This window comes from Actinomadura sp. KC216, from assembly GCF_004348535.1.
GTDB lineage: Bacteria > Actinomycetota > Actinomycetes > Streptosporangiales > Streptosporangiaceae > Spirillospora.
Window position 1 is genome coordinate 1 of record NZ_SMJX01000094.1, and the last position, 21665, is coordinate 21665.

The following is a 21665-nucleotide window of genomic DNA, read 5'->3' on the forward strand; positions in this document are numbered from 1 at the left end:
GGGCTGCTCACCGTCCTGCTGACCGACCTGCACGGGCTGCTCACCGAGTCGCGGCTGATCACCCTGGCCCGGCCGGGTCAGGTGTCCCGGTCGGCGGACGAGCACCAGGCGATCGTGGACGCCGTCCTCGCCGGCGACCCCGCGGAGGCGGGACGGCGCGCCGACGAGCACGTCGCCCGCGTCCGCCGGTGGATCGCCGACTTCCGCGCCCCGGCCTGAGACACGAAGGAGGGGCACCCCGTCCCGGCGGGGTGCCCCTCCTTCGTTTCTCCCGGATCAGTCGTAGAGCGTGGTGGTGACCGGGACGTCGGCGTCCAGCCCCGCCTTCCGCACGATCGAGGCGGCGCGCTCGCGGGCCTCGGCGCGCAGGGCGGGCTCGTCCACCGTGGTGACGCGGGTGCCGTCGTAGAGGCGCCGTCCGGCCACCCAGGTCTCGGCGATGCTCGCCGCGCTGGCCGACCACACCAGGGCCTGGAGCGGGTCGGAGTAGGGCGTCCACTCGTGGTGGTGGAGGTCGAACAGGACGAGGTCGGCCTGCTTTCCGGGCTCCAGGGAGCCGATCTCGTCGTCCCAGCCGAGCGCCTTCGCGCCCTCGACGGTCGCCATCCGCAGCGCCTTGCGCGCCCCGACGAGCGTCGGGTCGAGCCGGGCGTCCTTGAACAGCCCGGCGACCAGGTGGACCTGGCGGTGCAGGTTGAGGTTGCCCGCCGCCGAGACGCCGTCCGTCCCGAGCCCCACCGTGACCCCGGCCTCGATCATCTCCGGGTACTTGCCGATGGCCGTCGCGCCCTTGGCCAGCTTGAGCGAGGTGGACGGGCAGAACGCCACCGACGTGCCGTGCTCGGCGAGCCGCGCGACCTCCGCGTCGGTGAGGGCCACCGCGTGCGCGAGGACGAGGTTCGAGCCGAGCCCGCCGCCCTCGGCGACCCGGGTCACCGGCCACCGCCCGTACTTCTTCTCGCTGACCCGCGACTCCTCGATGGAGGACGCGATGTGGTAGGTCGTCCCGACCCCGAGCCGCTCGGCCAGGTCGCGGGCGCCGACGTGCAGTTCCAGGCTGCACGGCTCCTTGCCCTCGATGTTGACCCAGCAGCGGATGCGGCCGTCCGCGTGCCCGTTCCAGCGCCGGACCGAGTCCTCCAGGGCCTCCAGGGCGACCTTGTGGTCGGGGAAGAAATGGTGATCGACCATCTCCCGCGACCAGCCGGGCGGGATCTCGGCGGGCTTGCGGTCGGCGGCGTGCCGCCCGACGATCCCGCGGATGCCGATCTCGGCTGCGGCGCGCGCGGTGAGGCCCGCGTCGTTCTGGGCGCCCATGTCCAGGAAGCAGGTGGTCCCCGAGCGGAGCATCTCGGTCGCGCCGAGCCGGACGCTGACCGCCTCGTCCTGGTCGTCGACGTGCGCGTAGAACGGCTTGGCCCAGTGGAACACCCAGGCACGGGTGGCCAGCACGTCGGGGAAGACCGCCCGGCTCAGCGTCTCCGACAGGTGGACGTGGGTGTCGATCAGGCCAGGGATGACGCCCCGGCCTCGGCCGTCGACGCGTTCGTCTACCGCCGCGTCCCCGAGGCGGGCCAAAACCTCGTCGGTGGGTCCGATGTCCACGATGCGGTCGCCGCGCAGCAGCAGGGCGGCGTCGTGCAGGACGCGGTCGCCGGCGTCCACGGTCAACGCGAAATCCAGGTGCTCGATCAGCGTGCTGCGTCCCGCCGCCGCGTCGGATCTGGTCATCGGGGCTCCTCGGGCTCCTTGACGTGCGCTCTTGACGTAGAACACATCAGTCATATCATATCTGTCGTAATACCAGTTGTTGTGAGGGAGGGGTGCACATGGCCGGTTCGGCCGCGTCCGATGAGATCGCCCGCGGGCTCGCGGCGCGCGCGGCGGAGGCGGGACTGGACGCCGTCGTCTGCCTGTCCCCGGAGAACGTCGCCTACGCCGCCGGGTTCGTCGTCCCGTCCCAGCCCCTCATGCGCTGGCGGCACGCCGCGCACGTCGTCACCACCGACGGCCGCGAGGCGATGGTCTGCGTCGACATGGAGGAGTCGACGGTCCGGGCCGCACGCCCCGGCCTGGAGGTCCGGGTCTGGGCCGAGTTCACCGGCGACCCGATGGGCACGCTGGCCGGCCTGCTCCGCGACCTCGGCCTGTCCGCCGGGACGGTCGGCATCGAGCTCGGCTACCTGTCGGTGACCGACCACGGCGCCCTCTCCCGCGCGCTCCCCGGCACAACACTCCGCGCGGCCGACGACCTGATCGCCCGGGCCCGGCAGATCAAGACCGCCCGGGAGCGGGAGCTGCTGACCCGGCTCTCGCGCATCTCCGACCGGGCCATCGGCGACGCGCTGGGCGCGGTCCGCGCGGGCGACACCGAGATGGACATCGCCGCCGCCCTCACCCGCTCCGTCTACGAGCAGGGCGCGCAGCAGTTCAAGCTGATGATCGTCGCCACCGGGGAGCGCAGCCAGCTGCCCAACGTCGGCCCGACCGACCGCGTCCTCAAGCCCGGCGACGTGTGCCGCGTCGAGATCTTCTCCGTCCTCGACGGCTACCAGGCGGGCGTCTGCCGCACCGCCGTGGTGGGCGACCCGCCGCCCGAGGCCGAGCGGATCTACCGGAACCTCGTCCGGTGCAAGTACCTCGTCCGCGAGTCGATCCGGCCCGGCGCCATCGCCCGCGACGTGTACGCGACGTTCCTCGCCGAGTTCGAGCAGCTCGGCATGCCGCCGATCGGCTTCGTCGGGCACGGCATCGGCGTCAACCTGCACGAGCGCCCCTACCTCGGCCCTTACGGGGACGAGCCGCTGCGGGCCGGCATGGTCCTCGGCATGGAGCCGCTCGTCTACCGCAGCGGACATGGCTTCGGCATGCAGATCAAGGACATGGTCGCCGTCGAGGACACCGGCTGCCGCCTGCTGTCGGACGTGACCGGCACCGACGAGCTCTTCAGGATCGAGGCGTGATGACCGAGACCGTCCAGGGCGCGGGCGTCGAGGACGTCGAGGTCGAGAAGCTCAGCCGGGTCCGCAAGGTCATCGCCGCCCGGATGCAGCAGAGCCTCGCCGGATCGGCGCAGCTCACCAGCGCGCTCGAAGTCGATTTCGGGCCGGTGATGGCGGCGCGCGCCGCGCACGGGGAGCGGTTCCGCGCCGTGCACGGCGTCTCGCTGTCGCCGCTCGCGGTGGTCGCGGCTGCCGTCTGCCGCGCGCTGCCCGAGCACCGGATGCTGAACGCGACCATCGACGTGGACGCGTGCACCGCCGCCTACCACCGCCGCATCAACCTCGGCTTCGCGGTCGACACCGATGCCGGGCTCATGGTGCCCAACGTCAAGGACGCGCACCTGCTGACCGTCGCGGGCCTGGCGCGCGGCATCGCCGACGTCGCCGGGCGCGCCCGCGACCGGAAGCTGCGGCCGTCCGACGTGCAGGGCGGGACGTTCACCATCACCAACACCGGGTCGCGCGGCTCCGTGCTGGACACCCCGATCCTCAACGCGCCCGAGACCGGGATCCTCGCGGTCGGCAAGGTCGAGCGCCGACCCGTCGCGGTCGGGTCCGGGGCGGACGAGCGCGTCGAGATCCGCGACATGGCCTACCTGTGCCTGACCTACGACCACCGGCTCGTGGACGGCGCCGACGCAGCCCGGTTCCTGACCGCGGTGAAGGGCGCCGTGGAAAGCCGCCCGATCTGGGCCGCCGACCTGGAGATCGGCGATGGCTGACCGGAGGGTCCTGGACCACGTCGGCATGTCCGTCCCCGACCTCGACGCCGCCGTCGCGTTCTTCACCGCGCACTTCGCGGCCCGGGAGGTGTTCCGGCTGCCGCGCGTGGACGGCGGCGCCGGACGCCTCGGCGCCCCGGACGACGCCGCGTTCGCCCTGGCCATGCTCGACATCGGCGGCGCCAGGGTCGAGCTGATCCAGTGGTGGTCGCAGGACGCGTCCGGTGCGCCGCCGCGCGCGGACCTTCCCGGCGGCACGCACCTCGGTATCGAGGTGGACGACCTGCCCGCCGCGCTCGCCGCGCTCGCCGCCGTCCCGGGCGTCGGCGTCGTGGGGCGGCCCGTCACGTTCGAGGAAGGGCCGACCCCCGGGATGTCCAACGCGTTCGTCACCACCCCCTGGGGCGGGCTGATCGAGCTGCTCGCGTGGGGACGGGATTCGTAGCTCGTAGTCACCATTCGATGAGGAGCCGCTGGGGCGCGCGGAACGCGATGTTCGGGACGAAGTCGAACCGCTGCGGCTCGACCAGCCGCGCGTCCGGGAGGCGCTGGGTGAGGACCTTCAGCACCATCCGGGCCTCCAGCCGCGCGAGCGGCGCGCCCAGGCAGAAATGGATGCCGCGTCCGAAGCTGAGGTGGTCGGAGGCGTTCTCGCGGTGGATGTCGAACTCGTCCGGGGCGTCGAACGTCTCCGGGTCGCGGTTGGCGGCGCCGAGGAGCAGCAGGAGCTGCGCCCCGGCCGGGACGGTGACGCCGCCGACCGTGACGTCCCGCAGCGCGCGCCGCCGCCACGCCACGACCGAGCTGTCGAACCGCAGGACCTCCTCGACCGCGCCGTCGACCAGGCCCGGGTCGGCGTGCAGCGCCCGCCAGGTCCCCGGCTGCTCCAGCAGCCGCCGCACCCCGTTCGTGAGCAGGCTGGAGGTGGTCTCGTGCCCGGCGGTCAGGAACGCGAACAGCACGCTGCAGACCTCGTCGAGCGTGAACACGCCGTCGTCGCCGTCGCGGACCGCGAGGAGCGCGCTGGTCAGGTCGTCCCGCGGGGTGGCCAGCCGGTCGTCCACGAAGGCCCGCAGGTAGTCCCAGAACCGCACCATCGCGGCGGCCAGGTCCTCCTGCTCGGCGGCGGTGAGCCGTCCCCAGATGAACCGCACCCGGTTGCGGGCCCCCTCCCGGACGGTCGCGACGCCGTCCTCGGGGATGCCGAGCAGGTGCAGGATGACCCGCGCCGGCAGGTCCTCCAGGAACGCGCCGACGAGGTCGTCGCCGGGACGGAGCCCGGCCACGGCGGCCTCCGCGCTCGCGGCGATGAACGGTTCGAGCCGCGCCACCCGCCGGGGCGTGAACGCCTTGCCGACGTTCCGGCGGAACCGGGTGTGACCTGGCCGGTCGTTGTTGCCGAGGGCGGGGACGAGCCCCCAGCCGCCCTCGGCCAGCACGCGCCGCGCGCCCTCGCTCAGCTCGGTGATCGGCTGGATCGTGTTGCCCGCCGAGTACGCGCCGGGCGCCAGGAAGATCGACAGGATGTCGTCCCGCCTGCTCACCACCCAGTGGTCGATCAGCTCCGAGTAGAACACCGGGGCCGTTTCGCGGGCGAGCGCGAAGAACCCGTACGGGTCGTCGAGCATGGCGCCCGCGAACGGGTCGTAACCGGGGTCGGCGGGGGTGCTCATCGCGTCCATCGCATGCATCAGCGGGCTCTCCGATCGGAAGGGAATGTCATGACGGATTTCGCGGGACAGGTCGCGGTGGTCACCGGCGGCGCGGGCGCGCTCGGCCGGTGCACGGCCCGGCGCCTCGCCGGGCTGGGCGCGACGGTGGCGCTGCTGGACGTCGCCGACCCGGCCGCCGCGGTCGAGGAGACCGGGGCGGCGTTCGGCGCCGTCGCCGACCTGTGCGACGAGGCGCAGGTGGACGGCGCGATCGGCGAGGTGCTGTCCAGGTACGGGCGCGTCGACGTCCTGGTCAACAACGCCGGGCTGCACGTCGGCGTGGACCGCGTGCCGTTCTGGGAGATCGGCGCGGACACCTGGGACCGGGTGGTGGAGAGCAACGTCCGTTCGGCCTTCCTGTGCGCGAAGGCGGTCGCGTCCCCCATGCGGGAGGCGCGGCGCGGGCGGATCGTGAACCTCAGCTCCGACACCGCCGTGTTCGGGATGGCGAACTTCCTGCACTACGTGACCGCCAAGGCGGCGATCGTGGGCATGACGCGGGCGCTCGCCCGCGAGCTCGGGCCGTCCGGGATCGCGGTGAACGCGGTCGCGCCCGGCGCCGTCCAGACCCCGGACGTCCTGGCCGCGCTCGGGCAGGACGGCTGGGACCGGGTCGTCGGCGGCCAGTGCCTGACCGAGCCGATCACCAGCGAGGACATCGCGCAGGCCATCTGCTACCTGTGCGGGCCCGGCGCGCGGATCGTCACCGGGCAGACCCTGCTGGTCAACGGCGGGGCCAACATGGGCGCCTTTTGACCGGGGTGGTTCCGGCGGCCCCGGCGTCCGCGCTCGGACCGCCGGGGCCGCCGGGGCTCATCCCGCGGGCAGGTACTTCGTCGTGAACGCCGTGGTGTAGTCGAAGTCCTTCGGCACGACGCCCGCCGAGCCGAGCTGGTCGCGCAGGGTCTTCCACCGCTCGTCGGTCATCGCCCCCGGGTCGGGACCCAGGTAGCCGCCCTCCTTGATGGTCTTCGCGCCGAAGTCGAAGACGTCGGGCGCGGTGTCCGGGTTGGTCTTCTGGATCAGCGCCTTCGCCTTGCTCGGGTCGGCGGTGAAGTTCTTCCAGCCCTGGACGACCGCGCCCACCACCTGCTTCACCAGCTCCGGATTCTCCTTGATCACCCGCTCGGTGGTGTAGAGGAGGTTGCCGTAGGGGTTGTAGCCGCCGTCCTTGGCGACGCTGAGCATCGCGAAGTCCGTCACGCCCTCCTTGCGCGCCACGTACGGCTCGGAGGTGACGAAGCACTGCTGGACGAACCCCCGCTGCCGCTTGTAGTCGGCCAGCGAACCGGTGTTGTTGATCTCCTTCACCTTGGTCAGGCCGAACCGGTGCTTGAGGTAGTCCCAGTAGGGGCTGGGTGTGCGGGCGACCATGTGGCCGTTGAGGTCCTCGAACTTCGTGATGCCCGCCGGCTTGTGGAACATCATGCACTGCAGGTTGGTGTCGAAGCCCGCCGCGACGGCCACGATCGGCAGGCCGTTCTTGCGCGCGACGAGCACCTCGTCGGCGTTGCCCACACCGAACGTCGCCTGCCCGGACGTGACCTGCGGGATCGTCTGGATGCCCGGCCCGCCCTGCTTGACGTTGATGGTGACGCCCTCGCCCTTGGCGGGCTGGTCGACGGCGGCCTGCCAGTACCCGCCCTGCTCCGCCTGCGCGAACCAGTTGGTCAGGATGACGGGGTCCTTGGTCGCCCCGCCGCCCGCGGCCTTCCCGGCGCATCCGGCGGACGCCGCCAGCAGCATGACTGCGGCCGCGGCCTTGATTCCTATCTTCTTCATGCGAAGTCCCTTTCGGTTTATCGGGCTCGGGTGCTCAGGTGTCGTCGCGCATGGCGGACTCGTGCCAGGAGCGCAGGAGCCGGTTGCCGAGGACGGACACGGTGAGGAAGAAGGCGAAGCCCAGCAGCGTCGCCGCCAGCACCTCGGCGAACAGCAGGTCGGTCGCGAGCCGCGACTGGGCGAAGATGACCTTCACGCCGAGGCCGCCCTCCTGGCCGCCGGAGCCGATGATGAACTCGCCGACGATCGCGCCGATCACCGACAGCCCCGCCGAGACGCGCAGCCCGGCGAAGATGTTCGGCAGCGCGCCCGGCAGCCGCAGCTTGAGGAACTGCACCCGGCGCGGCGCCGTGTGCATCCGGAACAGGTCGAGGTGGTTGCGGTCGGCCGACAGCAGCCCGAGCAGCGTGTTGCTGAGGATCGGGAACACCGAGATCATGAACGAGATCACGATCACCGAGGTCTGGTTGTAGCCGAACCACAGCACGATCACCGGCGCCACCGCGACGATCGGGACGGTCTGCAGCAGCACCGCGTACGGGTAGAAGCTGCGCTCCAGCGGCTTGGCCAGGCTCATCACGATCGCGCCGAGCATCCCGACGACGATCGCGAGCAGGAACCCGGCCGCCGCCTCCACGAACGTGATCCGCAGGCCGGACAGCAGCGTCCCGGCGTTGTCCACGGCGGCCTGGTACACCGCGTTCGGGCGCGGCAGCAGGTAGTTGGTGGAGCCGTACACGGTCGCCGACAGCAGCCACCAGCCGCCGATGACCAGGACGAACACCACCGCCGGCGGACCGGCGGTGCGCAGCAGCTTGCCGTTCAACGGGAGACCTCCCTCAGACAGGCGGCGACCTCGGCGCCGAGCGCCGAGAACTCCGGGGTTTCGCGCAGGGTGGGGGACCGGGGGTACTCGAAGGGGATCTCGAAGATCCGCGCGACCCGGCCGGGGCGCGGCGACATCACGACCACCCGGTGCGAGAGGTAGATCGCCTCGTAGAGGTTGTGGGTGACGAACACCGAGGTGAAGCCCTCGGCGCCCCAGATGCGCAGCAGCTCGTCCTGGAGGGTCTCGCGGGTGATCTCGTCGAGCGCCGAGAACGGCTCGTCCATCAGGAAGAACTTCGGGCGCAGCGCGAGCGCCCTGGCCAGCGACAGCCGCATCCGCATGCCGCCGGACAGGTTGCGCGGGTAGGACTTCTCGAAGCCGGCGAGCCCGACCATCTTCAGCGCCGCCGCGGCGCGCTCGGCCCGCTCCTCCTTCGGGACGCCTTCCAGTTCGAGCAGCAGCCGGGCGTTGCGCTCCACCGTCCGCCACGGCAGCAGCGTGGGGTCCTGGAACACGAACGCCCTGCGGTGCTCGTCGGGGAGTTCGACCGTTCCCGCGCTGGGCTCGGTCAGCCCGGCGATGATGCGCAGCAGGGTCGACTTGCCGCAGCCGGACGGGCCGAGCAGGCTCACGAACTCGCCCCCGGCCATGTCGAGATCGACCGGGGCGAGCGCCTCGGTCCCGTTCGGGAAGGTCTTGGCCACCGCGCGCACGCGGAGCCGTGCGGCTGCGGACACCGCGGCCGGGGGCGGGGAAGCCTCCTGATGGGCCATGAGCCGTACACCGCCTTTCTGGAGTGGATCTCCTGTTACGGGTGGGACATCGGACGTGACCGCCCGCGCGGGGACGGTCACGTCCGACGGGTCACTGGGTCGGCAGGAACTGGGTCGTGAAGGCCCCCTTGACGTCGGTGGAGCCGGGCACGAGCCCGGCCTCGGCGACCTGGTCGCGGATCTTCAGCCACTGGGCCTCGGTCATCGCGCCGGGCGGCGAGGAGACCCAGCGCCCGGACCGCATCACCTGCGCGGCGAAGTCGACGACGCCGGGGTCGGTGTCCTTGTTGGCGGCGACGATGGCCTGCTTGCCGACCGCCGGGTCGGCGCGGAACGCCTCCCAGCCGCGCGCGACGCGCTCCACCACCGACTTGACCAGCTCCGGATCGCGCTTGATGGTCTGCTCGGTGGTGAACAGCACGTTGCTGTACGCGGCGTAGCCGCCCTGGTCGGAGATCGACAGCGTGGTGACCGGGACGCCGTCGCGCTTGAGGTAGAACGGCTCGGACGTCACGTAGCACTGCTGGACGAGCCCCTTGTCCTTCTTGAAGGCCGCCAGCGAGCCGGTGTAGTTGATCTCCTGGACGCGGTCGAGCTTGTAGTGCCGCTTGAGGTACTCCCACCACGGGCGGCTCTGCACCCGCGCCACCTTGCGTCCGTCCAGGTCGGCGAAGCCCTTCACGCCCGAACTCGCATGCGCGGTCAGGCAGGTGATGTTGGCCCGGAACGGCGCGAAAACCGCCACGATCGGCAGGCCCTCGCGGCGCGCGACGAGCAGGTCGTCGGCGCCGGTGGCCACCCCGAACACGGCCTTGCCCGCGGCGACCTGCGGGATCGTCTGGATGCCGGGCCCGCCGGGCAGCACCTTGATCGGCCGCTCCTCCGACCCCTCGGCGGGCTTCTGCTCGGCCGCGTGGAAGTAGCCGCCGAGCTCGGCCTGGGGGAACCAGTTGGCGAGGATCGTGACCGGCCCGGACCCCTCCGTCCCGTCGCGGGCACAGCTGGCGGCCATGGGTGCGAAGACCATCAGCGCCACCACGGCGGCGGTCAGCTTCCGGCGGGACGGGTCAGGCGGGCGGTTCGAGGACGTTCGGCTCGGGGTGGTCGTCGGGGTCGGGGTGGTCGGGACGAGCGGCGGCTTGCTGGGACGCGGGAAGGCCATGCTTCCTCTCTCCGGCCGGCGGTACGGGAGACATCGGACGTCTCCACGGCGACTGGTATGACATGTACCACTGGCCTGATGTGTGATATGCATTGTCTAGGTCAGCAACCACTCCTTCGCAACCCCTCAAGGCATCGTTAACAAAGCCGTTACGGACGGTCCTGAATCCGCCCGGAAGGGATCAGCCCATGTCCGAAACCCGTCATCGCCCGGACTGGACACCGCTTCGGCTCCCCGCCGCGGACCACTCCTTCTTCCTGGCCGGCGGCCCGGAACTGGCCACCACCGACCCGACGACCGGCGAGACGGTCGCGGTGCTGGCGACGTCCACGCCCGCCGACGTCGAGGAGCTGGTCGGGCGTGCCCGCCACGCGTTCCGCACCGCCAGGTGGCGCAACGACGGCGCCATCCGCGCCCGGGTCCTGTTCCGCTACGCCGAGGCGCTGCGCGCCGACGTCGACCGGCTCGCGACCCTGCTCACCCGCGAGCAGGGCAAGACGATCGGCGAGGCCCGCAACGAGGTGCTCAGCTCCGCCGAAATGGTCGAGTTCTACGCGGGCATGGCCCGCACCCTCTACGGCCGCTCGATCGCGCTCGGCGACCACGCCCACGGCGTGGTGCTGCGCGAGCCGATCGGCGTCGTCGGGATCATCACGCCCTGGAACTGGCCGCTCGTCCTGCTGGTGCGCGCCCTCGCCCCGGCCCTCGCCGCCGGGAACGCCTGCGTCGTGAAGCCCGCCAGCCTCACCCCGGCCGTCACCGTCGAGGCGCTGGCGCCGCTCGCCGCCGACCCCGACCTGCCGGACGGCATCCTCGGCTGCGCCGTCGGCTCGGGCGGCGTCACCGGCGACGCGCTCGTCGGCCACCCCGACGTCCACATGATCGCCTTCACCGGCGAGACCGGCACGGGCGTGGGCGTGATGAAGCGCGCGGCCGACGACCTGCGCAAGGTCTCGCTGGAGCTGGGCGGCAAGTCGCCGAACATCGTCTTCGCCGACGCCCGCATGGACAAGGCCGTCGAAGGGGCCCTCAACGCGGTCTTCACCACCACCGGCCAGATCTGCACCGCGGGCAGCCGGCTCCTGGTCGAGGAATCGGTGCGGGAGGAGTTCGTCGGACGGCTCGCCGAGCGGACGCGCGCGCTACGGCTCGGCGACCCGCTGGACCCGTCCACCCAGATAGGCCCGGTCGTGTCGCGCGGACAGCAGCGCGAGGTGAACGACTACATCGAGCTGGGCCGCAAGGAGGGCGACATCCTGGCCGCCGCCTCGCTGCCCGATGACCTGCCGGAGGGCGCGTTCGTCGCGCCGACGCTGGTCGGCGGGCTGGCGCGCGACTCGCGGCTCGTCCAGGAGGAGATCTTCGGGCCGGTGCTGACCGTCCAGGGCTTCGCCGACGAGGACGAGGCCGTCGCGCTCGCCGAGGACACCGAGTTCGGGCTCGCCGCCGGGATCTGGACCACCGACCTCGACCGCGCCTGGCGGGTCGGCCGCGCGGTCAGCGCGGGCACCGTGTGGATCAACACCTACCACCACTTCTACGGCGAGGCCGAGGTCGGCGGGTTCAAGAAGTCGGGCCTCGGACGCCAGCAGGGCGTCGAGGGGATCGCCGAATTCACCGAGACCAAGCACCTGAACTTCGACTCCAGCCCGACCCTCTGGTAACCCCCGCTTTTCCGGCAACCCGACACCTGAAGGAGAACGCCGATGCCGTTCGTCACCGTGCACCTGTGGGAGGGGCGCACCGTCGACCAGAAACGCGCGCTGGCCAAGGCCATCACCGACGCCATGGTCGAGCACGCGGGGGCGCGCCCGGACGGGCTGCACGTGGCCATCCAGGAGTACCCGAAGGAGAACTGGGCCCGCGCGGGCGTCCTCGGTACGGATCGGACCGACGCATGAGCGACGCAGGCGAAGCGCATGTGCTCGACGCGCTGATCCCTGACAACACGGCGCTGCTCCTGATCGACATGCAGAACGCGTTCGTCCACGACGAGGGGACGCTGGGCGTCTCCGGCGTGGACGTCAAGCCCGCGCAGGCGACGATCGAGCCGGTCAGGCGGCTGGCGGAGGCGTTCCGCGCGGCGGGGCTGCCGGTGATCTGGACGAAGCAGGTCCATCTTGAAGCCGACTCCGCGCGGGCGCGGAAGGTGCTGCCGTCCCACACCAGCAAGCGCAAGCGCGTGTCGGCCGTGTCGGGTTCCTGGGACGCCGCGTTCGTCGATGAGCTGGCCGACCTCGCCGACGACCCGACCTATGTCGTCACCAAGCACAGATTCGGCGCGTTCTACGAGACCCGGCTGCAGTCGCTGCTGGACATGCTCGGCGTGCAGGGCCTTTTCGTGGCGGGCGTCACCGCCAACGCGTGCGTGGAGACGACGCTGCGCGAGGCGTACCTGCGCGACTACGACGTCGTCGCCGTCACCGACGGGATCGCGGCCGTCCGGCCCGAGTGGACCGCCACGGCCGAGGCCGTGTGGGCTCACTATCTCGGCGTCCTGGCCACCAGCGACGAGGTGACGTCCTGGCTGGAGCGGGCCGCGACGCCGCGCGCGCTCCAGGTCCACCACCTGCTGCTGGAGGCGGTCGACCTGGACGCCTCCGTCGACTTCTATACCAACGTGCTGGGCTTCACCGTCCGCAAGCGCGAGGACTTCCGCGACGGGCGCCGCCTCGTCGTCACCCACCAGGGGCTCGGCCTCACCGAAGGCGGCACCGGCGCGGGCGGCACGCTCCAGCACCTGTGCTTCTCCGCGCGCGACGTCGACGGGATCGCCGAGCGCGCCCGCGCCGCCGGGCACCGCATCGTGCGCGGCCCGGGTCCCGGCCCGTACGGACACACCGTCTACGTCGCCGACCCCGACGGCCATGAGATCGAGCTCGCCGAAGTCGAACCGTCCACGCCCTGACCCCGGGGAGACCCCTTGAAGATCAACGACATCCAGGTCCACCTGGTGCGGCTGCCCGCCCGCCGCGACCACAACTGGGCCTCGAAGATGAACACGCCCATCGGGCACCACGCCATCGTCGAGCTGACCACCGACGAGGGCGTCACCGGCTGGGGCGAGGCGCCCGCCGGAGGCACCTGGGGCGGCGCCCACATGCGGTACTACGGCGAGACGCCGGAGACCGTGCAGCACATCGTGCTCGACCACCTGCGGCACGCGGTCATCGGCCTCGACCCCGCCGACATCGGCGTGCTGCACGCCCGCATGGACAAGGTGATCAAGGGCCACCCGTACGCGAAGGCCGCGATCGACGTCGCCTGCTACGACGCGGCGGGCAAGGCGCTCGGCGTCCCGGTGTCCACGCTGCTCGGCGGGCGGCACCGCGACGGAATCGAGGTCGCGCACTCGCTCGGCATCATGGACCTGGACCGCTGCTACACCGAGGCCGAGCAGGCCGTCGCCGAGGGCGCGAAGACCATCAAGTGCAAGACCGGCCTCGACCCCGAGCGCGACGTCACGCTGGTGCGCGAGCTGCGGCGGCGGCTCGGCGACGAGGTCAGGATCCGGGTGGACGGGAACGAGGGCTACGCGTCCGTCCACCAGGCGATCGAGGTGACGCGGCGGCAGGAGGAGCACGGCATCCTGCTGTGCGAGCAGCCCCTCGCGGGCGCCCGCGACCTGGCCCGGGTGGCGGAGAAGATCGGCAGCCCGGTGATGGCGGACGAGTCGGCCTGGACCGTCCACGACATCCTTGAGCTGCACGAGCTCGACGCTGCGGCCTGCTTCTCCTGCTACGTCACCAAGCCCGGCGGCCTGTACCGGGCGCGGCGGCAGGCCGAGATCGCCGAGGACCTCGGCATGTACTGCGACATCGGCGGCTCCATCGAGACCGGCATCGGCAACGCCGCCAATCTCCAGCTCGGCACCGCGCTGCGCATCGCCACGCTGCCGAGCGTCTGCCCGGTGTCCAAGCCCGCCGGGTCGGACGGCCCGGACATCGCCGGGATCTACTACCTCGACGACCTGATCACCGAGCCGTTCCGGTTCGTGGACGGCCAGGTCATGGCCCCGGCCGGCCCCGGCCTCGGCATCGAGGTCGACCGCGCGAAGATCGACAAGTACCGGGTATGAGGGTCGCGGTGCTCGGGGCCGGGGCGGGCGGGCTCGCGGCCACCGCCGAGCTCACCCTGGCCGGACATGGCGTGCGGCTGTGGAACCGCAACCCGATGACGCTGGCGCCGCACGTCGAGCGCCGGGCCGTCGCGTACGCGGGGGTGTTCGGGACGGGCAAGGCGGTCCCGGAGGCCATGACGACCGATCTGGCCGAGGCGCTGCGCGGCGCCGAGGTCGCGGTCGTCTGCCTGCCGAGCATCGCGCACCGCGCGCTGTTCGCGGACCTGGCCCGGCTGCCGGTCCAGGTCCCGATCGTGCTCAACCCCGGGCACACCGGCGGGGCGCTGCACGCGCGGGCCGTGTTCGCCGAGCACGGAACGAAGCTCCCGCCGCTCGCCGAGTTCTCCACGCTGACCTACGTGGCGCGCGTCCGCTCCGGGACCGTGGTCACCACCGGACGTGCCGGAACGGTCCGGGCCGCGTGCCTGCCGGGCGGCGAGGAGGCGCTCGACCACGCGCTCCGGCTGTTCCGGGGGGCGTCGCCGGTGCCGGACGTGCTCGCGTCCAGCCTCTCCAACGTGAACCTGGTGCTGCATCCGCCGGGCGCGGTGCTGGGCGCCGCCTGGGTCGAGGCGACCCAGGGCGGCTTCACCTTCTACGTCGACGGCATGACGCCCGGGGTCGCCCGCGTCCTGGAGTCGCTGGACGGCGAGCGCCGCGCCGTGGCCCAGGCGTTCGGCCACGCCCTGCCGGGGCTGCTCGCCGAGATGACCGCGATCGGCACCGCCGACCCGGTCGCGGCGGAACGCGGCGACGTCGCGGGCGCCGTGCGCGGCGGGACGGCCAACCGCGAGATCGCCGCCCCGGCGTCGTTCGCGCACCGCTACTACCGCGAGGACCTGCCGTACGGGCTGCTGCCCTTCACCGTCCTCGCCGGGATCGCGGGCGTGCCCGTCCCGACCGCGAACGCGCTGCTCACGCTGGGCGCCACCGCCACCGGCGAGGACCCGGCGGCCGAGGGCCTGGACGCGGCCCGGCTGGGCCTGGCGGGCCTGGACACCGGCGGCGTCCTCGCCGTCGTACGAGCCTGAAAGGGACCTATGGAACTGTCACATCGAGTGGTCGCGGTCGTCGGCGGCGACGAGCGCGAACGAGAGATCGCCAGGCTCGCCGCCACCACCGGCGCGACCGTCCGGGCCTACGGATTCCCCTGGCCGGACGGCGGGATCGAGGGCGTCGCCCACGCGGCATCCGCCGCCGAGGCGCTGGACGGCGCCCACTACGCGCTGTTCCCCATCCCGGGGATCGCGTCCGACGGCGTCCTGTTCGCGCCCGCCGCCCCGGAGCCGATCCTGCCGGGCGCCGCGCTGCTGTCCCGGCTCGCTCCAGGCGCGACGATCATCCTCGGCCAGGCCGACGAGCGGCTCCGCAAGGCCGCCGCCGAGCAGGGCGTCGCGCTCGCCGAGTACGAGCACGACACCGAGCTGATGCTGCTGCGCGGCCCGGCCATCGTGGAGGGCGCGCTGCAGATCGCCATCGCCGAGACCGACGTGACGGTCCACGCCGCCGACGTCGGCGTGGTCGGCCACGGCAACATCGGCCGCCTCCTCGCGCGGACGCTCGTCCTGCTCGGCGCGCGGGTGCACCTGTTCGCCCGGAACCCGGTGCAGCGCGCCGACGCGCTCTCCGCGGGCTGCGTCCCGCACCCGCTGGCCGAGCTGCCCGTGCGGGCCGCCGGGCTGTCGATGCTGTTCTCGACCGTCCCGACGCGGATCGTCGACCGGGAGGTCCTGGCGGCGCTGCCCCCGGCGAGCCTGGTCATGGACCTGGCGGCGCCGCCCGGCGGCATCGACCTGGACGCCGCGCGCGACCTCGGGCACCGGGCGGTCTGGGCGCGCGGCCTCGGCCGCCGCGCCCCCGTGACGGTCGGCGCGAGCCAGTGGTCGGGGATCTCCCGGCGCATCGCCGAGATCGAGGAGGGCACATCATGAAGGCTGATCTCGTCCTGCGAGGCGGACGCGTCGTCACGCACACCGGCGAGTTCCACGGCGGCGTCGCGGTGCGCGGCGGGCGCATCGTCGCGGTCGGCGCCGACGGCGACCTCCCGGCGGGCACGCGGGACATCGACCTCGACGGGCGCGTCCTGATGCCCGGCGTGATCGACCCGCACTGCCACCTCGGCGTCGACTACGACTACGACGAGGACATGCGCACCGAGACGGCGGCGGCCGCGAGCGGCGGCGTGACCACCGTCCTGCTGTTCGCGCGCAACCCCAACGGCGGCTACGTCGACTTCTACAAGGAGCGGCGGGCGCGCGGCGAGGCGCAGTCGACCATCGACTTCGGGTTCCACTGGGGCATCCAGCGCGAGGAGCACATCGCGGACATCCCGCGGGTCGCGGCCGAGACCGGCGTCCAGTCGTTCAAGTGCCACATGGGCTACGAGCCCGGCAACCCGATCGGGATCCGCTCGTCCACCGACGCGTGGGTGTACGGGGCGATGCGCGAGGCCGCGAAGCTGCCGCACGGCGTCGTGTCGGTGCACTGCGAGAACACCGAGCTCGCGGCCATGCTCAAGGAGGAGATGAAGGCCACCGGACGGCAGGACCTGGGCGCCTACACCGAGTCGCGCCCGTCCTTCGTCGAGGAGGAGGCCATCGTCCGGGTCATCAAGCTCGCCGAGCTGACCGGCTGCCCGCTCTACATCGTGCACACCTCGGTCGGGCGCGGCCCGGAGATCGCCGCGCAGGCCCGCGCCCGCGGCGTCGACGTGACCGTCGAGACCTGCCCGCACTACCTGACCCGCACCGCCTACGACCCCGACCTGGACGCCCGCGCCAAGATATCCCCGCCGCTGCGCGACCGGCACGAGCAGGACGGCCTGTGGCGCGCCCTGCTCGGCGGCGCCATCGGCACGATCGGCACCGACCACGTCCCGTTCCGCAAGAACGGCGGCGACCTGTGGACGGAGAAGCCCGGCGTGGTGTCCTTCGCCTGGGAGCTGCCGCTGATGCTGCACCACGCCGTGCACGAGCGCGGCCTGCCGCTCAGCGACCTGGTGCGGATGAACTCCTACAACCCGGCCCGCCGGTTCGGGCTGCTCCCGCGCAAGGGCGCGCTCCAGATCGGCGCGGACGCCGACCTCGTGGTGGTCGACCTGGACGAGGAACGTCCCGTCATCCACAGCGGCAAGGGCACCTGCCTGTGGGAGGGGCACCGGCTGAAGGGCTGGCCGGTCATGACGTTCTCGCGCGGCCGGCAGGTCTACGCCGGCGGGCAGTGCGACGACTCCGAGCAGGGCAAGGGCCGCTGCGTGAACGTCCCCGAATGAGAGGTGCGGCGTGCTGCGCTCTGTGTCCATCGAGCTGATGTGGCGGGACCGCCCGTACGCCGAACGGGCGCGCGCGGCCGGGGCCGCAGGGTTCGACCTGGTCGACCTCTGGGACCGCCGGACCAGCGACATCGACGCCGTCGCCGCCGCGTGCAGCGACTCCGGCATCGGCGTGAACGGCTTCTTCGGCAACCGCGACCACCCGCTCTGCGACCCCTCCGGGCGGCAGGCGGTGCTGGACGAGATCGCCCGCTCCCTGGACGCCGCCGTCAAGGTGGGCGCCCGCCAGCTGCACATGTTCTCGAACGCGATCAGCGAGGGCCGGGTCGTCCCGTCGCCGCCGCTTCCCGCCGAGACGCTGCACGGCGCCTGCGTCGAAGCGGTGTCGGCAGCGGCGGAGCTCGCCCGGGGCAGCGGGGTGACGCTCGTCCTGGAGCACCTCAACACCGTGTTCCTGCCCGGCTACCTGTGGGGCGACGTCCCGGCGGTGGTCACGGTGGCCCGCGAGATCGCGGACCCGGTCGTCGGCGTCGCGTTCGACGTCTTCCACCAGCAGCTCTGCGGCGGCCGGCTCACCGACCACCTGGAGGCCGCCGCGCCCTGGATGGCGCGGTTCGACTTCGCGGGCGTCCCGGGACGGCACGAGCCGGGCGTCGGCGAGGTCGACGCCGGGCACCTGCGGGGCGTCCTGGACCGGCTCGGCTGGGACGGGACGATCACGTTCGAGACCGTCCCCGGCGACGGCCGCCCCGAGACCGCCGTCGCGGCCATCGACGAGTACTTCCCGGCCGCGTGGTGCCGGGGCACGCGTGAAGGAGCCTGACACATGGACCACCCGAACCTCGACGGCAAGATCGCCGTCGTCACCGGAGCCGGGTCGTACACCGGCCAGGGCGCGGCCGAGGCGCGGCTGCTCGCGTCGCGCGGCGCGACCGTGATCGTGACCGACCTGCCGGGCGGCGACGGGGAGAAGGTGGCCACCGAACTGGCCCTTCCCGGACGGTTCCTGCCACTGGACGTAACCGACGAGGCGGCCTGGAGCGAGCTCATGGCGACCGTGCGGGCCGACCACGGGGGCGTCGACATCCTGGTGAACAACGCCGGGGTCTGGCTCCACGCGGGCCTGGCCGACACCTCGCCCGAGCAGTACCGGCGGGTCGTCGAGGTCAACCAGACAGGCGTCTACCTGGGCATGTACGCGGTGGCGCCGCTGATGCGCGAGGCGGGCGGCGGCTCGATCATCAACACCTGCTCCACGGCGGGCCTCAAGGGCGGCGGCATGCCGTTCGCCTACGCCGCGAGCAAATGGGCCGTGCGGGGCATGACGCGCACGGCCGCGTGGGAGCTGGCCGCGGACGGCATCCGGGTCAACGCGATCTGCCCCGGCGTCATCGACACCCCGATGATCGAGGGCGGTGCGGAGAACCGGGCGCGGCTGGCCGGGTTCATCCCGTCCGGGCGGCTCGGCACCCCCGAGGAGATCGCGGAGCTGGTCGTGTTCCTTGCCGGGGACGGCAGCCGCTACATCTCCGGCGCCGAGATCGCCATCGACGCCGCGTTCACCGCCTGATGCCGGTGTCCGTCCATTACGTGGTGCTCTGCCGGGACGTGCCCGGGTCCGCCTCCCTGCGCCGGGCCGTCCTGGCGGAGCACCGCCGCTACGTGGACGAGCGGGCCGGCCTGATCAGGTTCTCCGGCCCGCTGCTGGACGCGGACGGGGAGACCCGCCGCGGCCAGCTCTTCGTGCTGGACGTCCCGGACCGGGAGGCGGCGGAGGCGTTCATCGCCGCCGACCCGTTCACCCGCGCCGGCGTCTTCGCCACCGTCGAGATCGACCCGCTGCTCCCCGTCTTCGGCGACGGCCGCCGCACCTGACCGCGCCTCAGCTCTCCTGCCCGGCCGGTTCTGGCTCCGCCACGGCCTTGACGTGCTCCTCCACCCGCCGGTGGACGGGCTCGCACCCGGCCGCGACGACCTGCCAGCGCCGCCGCGCCACCGCCATCGACGCCAGGTAGAGCGCGCCGACCGTCACCGCCGTCACGACGATGTTCAGGTACTGCGTCGGCACCGTCGTGTTGATGAAGTAGCCGGCGACCACCCAGAACAGGGCGACCCAGTTGAAGCCCCGCCAGTACGCGTAGCGGGAGTCGGCGCGGAACAGGGCGGGCACGTCCAGCCGGGTCTTCAGCAGGATCGCGTAGTGGGCGACGAACACACCGGCCATCGGCGCGAACAGGTCGGCCAGGTGCTCCATATAGCTCGTGTAGTTGTCGACCAGGCCGGGTGCGAGCGAGGCGCCCAGGCCGACCACGCCGACGGCCAGCGTCCCCCAGAAGCGGCCGATGCGGGAGAACAGCGTGGTGATCGCCAGCCCGGCCGTGTAGAGGTTCTGGACGTTGATCGTCCAGTTGTCCAGGACGATGTAGACCAGGATCAGCAGCAGCAGCCAGACCGCGCCCTGCGTGGCCGTCACGATCACGTCGAAGGCGTTCTCGCTGTCGCCGCCCACGGCCGCGACGGCGTACCCGCCGAGGAACGAGCAGATCAGCTGGCCGACGACCGCCGCCAGGAACGTGCCGATCCACATGTCGACGCGGGTGCGCGAGTAGCGGCAGAAGTCGGCCGCGTCGGTGAAGTTGGAGAACCACGCCGCGGCCATGCTGGTGGTCCAGAGCGCGATCAGCGCGACCTTGCCGTGGCCGGTCCCGGCGAAGGAGAACACCGCGTCGGGGTGGAAGCTCTCCTTGGGATAGGTCATCAGCATGATGACGATGACCACCGAGAAGGCGATCTTCAGCACGAAGGCGACCCGGGACAGCGCCTTCAGCGAGCCGTACCCGACCGTGGCCACCACGATCTGGAAGACGGCGAAGCAGACGATGATCAACGACTGGGAGATCTCCCGGTCGAGCAGGGAGCGCAGCACCGCCGCGATCCCGATGCCGCCCGCGACGGTCTGGAACGCGAACCAGTACACGCTGGACACCGCGCGCAGCACCGAGGTCACGGCCGCGCCGCGCGTCCCGAACACCGCGCGCATGCTCACCAGGCCGGGGATGCCGTAGTCCACCCCGACCGTCGCGGCGACCAGGTAGGCGCTGAAGCCGACCACGATGCTGAGGAAGCCGGTGAGCGTCGCCTCCCACAGCGACATCCCGGCGGCGATCAGCGCACCGCTGATCACGATGGTCCCGGGGTTGACGACGAAGTTCAGGACCATGGCGAAGATGTCCCACCAGCGGACGGTCCGCAGCTCGTCCGGGACCGCCTCGGCCCCGAACTGCTCCACCCGCTTCGGCTGGCGGTACCTCTTGGCAAGTGCGTCTTCGACGTGTTGTGAGTCCGTCATGTCCCGCTCCCGCCCTGGTCACATGTAATACATGTGCTGACCTTACCTGTAGGGAACGCGGGTGACAATGCTCACGGCACGCCGCTCACCTGGGACTTTAGGGCCGATGCCGGGAACGCGAAACCGGCCGGTGGCGCGCACCGGCCGGTGAAAGCGGTTGGCGGGAGGGCTCAGCCCTTGCCGGGAAGGTCCTCGTACCACTCGCGGATCGCCAGCATGTGCTTCTGCATGGCCTTGCGGGCGCGGGCCGCGTCGCGGCTCTTCAGCGCGGTCACGATGGCCTGGTGGTCGCGGATCGAGCGGGTGAGCTGGCCCTCGCGCGAGAACGTCGCGGGACGGGACTCGGTCATGACCTCGTTGAGCTCGCCGAGCAGCCGCGGCAGCAGCTCCCCGCCGGTCGCGCGGGCGATGGACAGGTGGAACTCCACGTCCAGCCGCGACACCTCGGCGAGGTTCGGCTTGTCCTGCGCGGCCGCCGCCTGGAAGACCTCCTGGGCCCGCTCGATCTCGGCCAGGCCCTCGTCGGTCGCGTGCTCGGCGACCTCGGCCGCGGCGAGCTCGTCGAGGGCGCCGCGGACCTTGTTCAGCTCGATGAGCTCGTCGCGGTGCAGCTCCAGGTACTTGGCGAACGGCTCGGCGTACTGCTCGTTGATGCTCTTGCGGACGAACGCGCCCCGCCCGTGCCGGATCTCGATGATCTTCATCGCCTCCAGGCCGGCGAGCGCCTCGCGCACGCTGACCCGGCTGACGCCGAACGTCTCGCACAGCACGCGCTCGGAGGGCAGCATGGCCCCGGCGGGAATGTCGCCGCGCTCGATGGCCGCCAGCAGCTGCTCGCGCACCTGCTGGGTCGGGCTCGTACGCTCGACCGCGGTGAACCCGCCCGTGCCGGGGGGCGCCTCGTACTTGGCGGTCATGACCTTCGCTCCTCCGCTGGGCGCGC

The 21665-nt window shown here is 72.2% G+C and carries 23 protein-coding genes; 15 read left to right on the forward strand and 8 right to left on the reverse strand.

From position 1 onward, the window contains the following. Positions 1-219 (forward strand): FCD domain-containing protein (locus E1264_RS18215; protein WP_132175000.1); only part of this gene is annotated, 219 nt, incomplete at its 5' end. 57 nt (positions 220-276) lie between these two features. Here E1264_RS18215 and E1264_RS18220 read toward each other — a convergent pair. Beyond that, positions 277-1731 carry an amidohydrolase family protein gene (locus tag E1264_RS18220; RefSeq protein ID WP_132175001.1) on the reverse strand — a complete coding sequence of 485 codons (1455 nt, stop codon included), beginning with the start codon at positions 1729-1731 and terminating at the stop codon, positions 277-279. Positions 1732-1829: 98 nt separating this feature from the next. Here E1264_RS18220 and E1264_RS18225 point away from each other — a divergent pair, with 98 nt between their 5' ends. Genes E1264_RS18225 through E1264_RS18235 form a run of 3 tightly spaced genes read left to right on the forward strand, consistent with a single transcriptional unit; the run spans position 1830 to position 4169 of the window. Beyond that, a complete protein-coding gene (locus tag E1264_RS18225; protein ID WP_132175002.1) occupies positions 1830-2963 on the forward strand; it encodes a Xaa-Pro peptidase family protein in 1134 nt (377 codons plus the stop codon). After that, on the forward strand, positions 2963-3724 hold the full coding sequence (locus E1264_RS18230; RefSeq protein ID WP_132175004.1) for a 2-oxo acid dehydrogenase subunit E2: 762 nt from the start codon (positions 2963-2965) through the stop codon (positions 3722-3724). Before E1264_RS18225 ends, E1264_RS18230 begins: the two co-directional genes overlap by 1 nt. Then, a complete protein-coding gene (locus tag E1264_RS18235) occupies positions 3717-4169 on the forward strand; it encodes a VOC family protein (protein ID WP_132175006.1) in 453 nt (150 codons plus the stop codon). Before E1264_RS18230 ends, E1264_RS18235 begins: the two co-directional genes overlap by 8 nt. A gap of 7 nt (positions 4170-4176) precedes the next feature. Here the strand turns inward: E1264_RS18235 and E1264_RS18240 are convergent, their stop codons facing one another. Further along, positions 4177-5415 (reverse strand): cytochrome P450, encoded by a 1239-nt coding sequence (locus tag E1264_RS18240; RefSeq protein WP_132175008.1) that lies wholly within the window; start codon positions 5413-5415, stop codon positions 4177-4179. 30 nt (positions 5416-5445) lie between these two features. Here E1264_RS18240 and E1264_RS18245 point away from each other — a divergent pair, with 30 nt between their 5' ends. Continuing rightward, positions 5446-6192 (forward strand): SDR family NAD(P)-dependent oxidoreductase, encoded by a 747-nt coding sequence (locus tag E1264_RS18245; RefSeq protein WP_165964230.1) that lies wholly within the window; start codon positions 5446-5448, stop codon positions 6190-6192. 57 nt (positions 6193-6249) lie between these two features. Here the strand turns inward: E1264_RS18245 and E1264_RS18250 are convergent, their stop codons facing one another. The 4 genes from E1264_RS18250 to E1264_RS18265 form a co-directional block, all read right to left on the reverse strand. Next, positions 6250-7218, reverse strand: coding sequence for an ABC transporter substrate-binding protein (locus E1264_RS18250; protein WP_132175012.1), 969 nt, complete (start codon positions 7216-7218; stop codon positions 6250-6252). Between the two features lie 34 nt (positions 7219-7252). Beyond that, complete coding sequence (locus tag E1264_RS18255) at positions 7253-8044, reverse strand: ABC transporter permease (protein ID WP_207935997.1); 792 nt, start codon at positions 8042-8044, stop codon at positions 7253-7255. Further along, positions 8041-8820: an ABC transporter ATP-binding protein gene (locus tag E1264_RS18260; RefSeq protein WP_132175014.1), complete on the reverse strand. Its 780-nt coding sequence runs from the start codon at positions 8818-8820 to the stop codon at positions 8041-8043. Before E1264_RS18260 ends, E1264_RS18255 begins: the two co-directional genes overlap by 4 nt. A gap of 91 nt (positions 8821-8911) precedes the next feature. Beyond that, positions 8912-9982 (reverse strand): ABC transporter substrate-binding protein, encoded by a 1071-nt coding sequence (locus tag E1264_RS18265; protein WP_165964231.1) that lies wholly within the window; start codon positions 9980-9982, stop codon positions 8912-8914. 188 nt (positions 9983-10170) lie between these two features. On the opposite strand from E1264_RS18265, the gene E1264_RS18270 reads away from it, so the two are divergent. Genes E1264_RS18270 through E1264_RS18315 form a run of 10 tightly spaced genes read left to right on the forward strand, consistent with a single transcriptional unit; the run spans position 10171 to position 19248 of the window. Beyond that, the gene (locus E1264_RS18270; RefSeq protein ID WP_132175018.1) at positions 10171-11646 is read left to right on the forward strand and encodes an aldehyde dehydrogenase family protein; all 1476 of its coding nucleotides are present in this window, start codon (positions 10171-10173) and stop codon (positions 11644-11646) included. A 42-nt stretch (positions 11647-11688) separates the two neighbouring features. Further along, complete coding sequence (locus E1264_RS18275) at positions 11689-11883, forward strand: 2-hydroxymuconate tautomerase (protein WP_131968092.1); 195 nt, start codon at positions 11689-11691, stop codon at positions 11881-11883. Further along, positions 11880-12890, forward strand: coding sequence for an isochorismatase family protein (locus E1264_RS18280; RefSeq protein ID WP_132175020.1), 1011 nt, complete (start codon positions 11880-11882; stop codon positions 12888-12890). The genes E1264_RS18275 and E1264_RS18280 overlap by 4 nt, the downstream gene beginning before the upstream one ends. A gap of 15 nt (positions 12891-12905) precedes the next feature. Next, the gene (locus tag E1264_RS18285; RefSeq protein ID WP_207935998.1) at positions 12906-14060 is read left to right on the forward strand and encodes an enolase C-terminal domain-like protein; all 1155 of its coding nucleotides are present in this window, start codon (positions 12906-12908) and stop codon (positions 14058-14060) included. Further along, positions 14057-15133, forward strand: a complete 1077-nt coding sequence (locus E1264_RS18290; RefSeq protein ID WP_132175022.1) for an NAD/NADP octopine/nopaline dehydrogenase family protein — start codon at positions 14057-14059, stop codon at positions 15131-15133. Before E1264_RS18285 ends, E1264_RS18290 begins: the two co-directional genes overlap by 4 nt. Before the next feature lie 9 nt (positions 15134-15142). Next, complete coding sequence (locus E1264_RS18295; protein WP_132175024.1) at positions 15143-16033, forward strand: dipicolinate synthase subunit DpsA; 891 nt, start codon at positions 15143-15145, stop codon at positions 16031-16033. After that, positions 16030-17373, forward strand: coding sequence for an amidohydrolase family protein (locus E1264_RS18300; RefSeq protein WP_132175026.1), 1344 nt, complete (start codon positions 16030-16032; stop codon positions 17371-17373). Before E1264_RS18295 ends, E1264_RS18300 begins: the two co-directional genes overlap by 4 nt. 10 nt (positions 17374-17383) lie before the next feature. Then, the gene (locus E1264_RS18305; RefSeq protein ID WP_132175028.1) at positions 17384-18196 is read left to right on the forward strand and encodes a TIM barrel protein; all 813 of its coding nucleotides are present in this window, start codon (positions 17384-17386) and stop codon (positions 18194-18196) included. A 3-nt stretch (positions 18197-18199) separates the two neighbouring features. Beyond that, positions 18200-18943 carry a glucose 1-dehydrogenase gene (locus E1264_RS18310; protein WP_132175030.1) on the forward strand — a complete coding sequence of 248 codons (744 nt, stop codon included), beginning with the start codon at positions 18200-18202 and terminating at the stop codon, positions 18941-18943. A gap of 5 nt (positions 18944-18948) precedes the next feature. After that, positions 18949-19248, forward strand: a complete 300-nt coding sequence (locus E1264_RS18315) for a YciI family protein (RefSeq protein ID WP_165964232.1) — start codon at positions 18949-18951, stop codon at positions 19246-19248. Between the two features lie 7 nt (positions 19249-19255). Here E1264_RS18315 and E1264_RS18320 read toward each other — a convergent pair whose 3' ends face one another. Continuing rightward, the gene (locus E1264_RS18320; protein WP_132175034.1) at positions 19256-20722 is read right to left on the reverse strand and encodes a cytosine permease; all 1467 of its coding nucleotides are present in this window, start codon (positions 20720-20722) and stop codon (positions 19256-19258) included. Between the two features lie 170 nt (positions 20723-20892). After that, the gene (locus E1264_RS18325; RefSeq protein ID WP_132175036.1) at positions 20893-21639 is read right to left on the reverse strand and encodes a FadR/GntR family transcriptional regulator; all 747 of its coding nucleotides are present in this window, start codon (positions 21637-21639) and stop codon (positions 20893-20895) included. Positions 21640-21665: the final 26 nt, after the last annotated feature.

Coding starts and splice junctions, on each gene's coding strand:
- E1264_RS18220 (WP_132175001.1), bottom strand. CDS start 1,731: ATGACCAGATCCGACGCGGCGGCGGGACGCAGCACGCTGATCGAGCAC.
- E1264_RS18225 (WP_132175002.1), top strand. CDS start 1,830: ATGGCCGGTTCGGCCGCGTCCGATGAGATCGCCCGCGGGCTCGCGGCG.
- E1264_RS18230 (WP_132175004.1), top strand. CDS start 2,963: ATGACCGAGACCGTCCAGGGCGCGGGCGTCGAGGACGTCGAGGTCGAG.
- E1264_RS18235 (WP_132175006.1), top strand. CDS start 3,717: ATGGCTGACCGGAGGGTCCTGGACCACGTCGGCATGTCCGTCCCCGAC.
- E1264_RS18240 (WP_132175008.1), bottom strand. CDS start 5,415: ATGCATGCGATGGACGCGATGAGCACCCCCGCCGACCCCGGTTACGAC.
- E1264_RS18245 (WP_165964230.1), top strand. CDS start 5,446: ATGACGGATTTCGCGGGACAGGTCGCGGTGGTCACCGGCGGCGCGGGC.
- E1264_RS18250 (WP_132175012.1), bottom strand. CDS start 7,218: ATGAAGAAGATAGGAATCAAGGCCGCGGCCGCAGTCATGCTGCTGGCG.
- E1264_RS18260 (WP_132175014.1), bottom strand. CDS start 8,820: ATGGCCCATCAGGAGGCTTCCCCGCCCCCGGCCGCGGTGTCCGCAGCC.
- E1264_RS18265 (WP_165964231.1), bottom strand. CDS start 9,982: ATGGCCTTCCCGCGTCCCAGCAAGCCGCCGCTCGTCCCGACCACCCCG.
- E1264_RS18270 (WP_132175018.1), top strand. CDS start 10,171: ATGTCCGAAACCCGTCATCGCCCGGACTGGACACCGCTTCGGCTCCCC.
- E1264_RS18275 (WP_131968092.1), top strand. CDS start 11,689: ATGCCGTTCGTCACCGTGCACCTGTGGGAGGGGCGCACCGTCGACCAG.
- E1264_RS18280 (WP_132175020.1), top strand. CDS start 11,880: ATGAGCGACGCAGGCGAAGCGCATGTGCTCGACGCGCTGATCCCTGAC.
- E1264_RS18290 (WP_132175022.1), top strand. CDS start 14,057: ATGAGGGTCGCGGTGCTCGGGGCCGGGGCGGGCGGGCTCGCGGCCACC.
- E1264_RS18295 (WP_132175024.1), top strand. CDS start 15,143: ATGGAACTGTCACATCGAGTGGTCGCGGTCGTCGGCGGCGACGAGCGC.
- E1264_RS18300 (WP_132175026.1), top strand. CDS start 16,030: ATGAAGGCTGATCTCGTCCTGCGAGGCGGACGCGTCGTCACGCACACC.
- E1264_RS18310 (WP_132175030.1), top strand. CDS start 18,200: ATGGACCACCCGAACCTCGACGGCAAGATCGCCGTCGTCACCGGAGCC.
- E1264_RS18320 (WP_132175034.1), bottom strand. CDS start 20,722: ATGACGGACTCACAACACGTCGAAGACGCACTTGCCAAGAGGTACCGC.
- E1264_RS18325 (WP_132175036.1), bottom strand. CDS start 21,639: ATGACCGCCAAGTACGAGGCGCCCCCCGGCACGGGCGGGTTCACCGCG.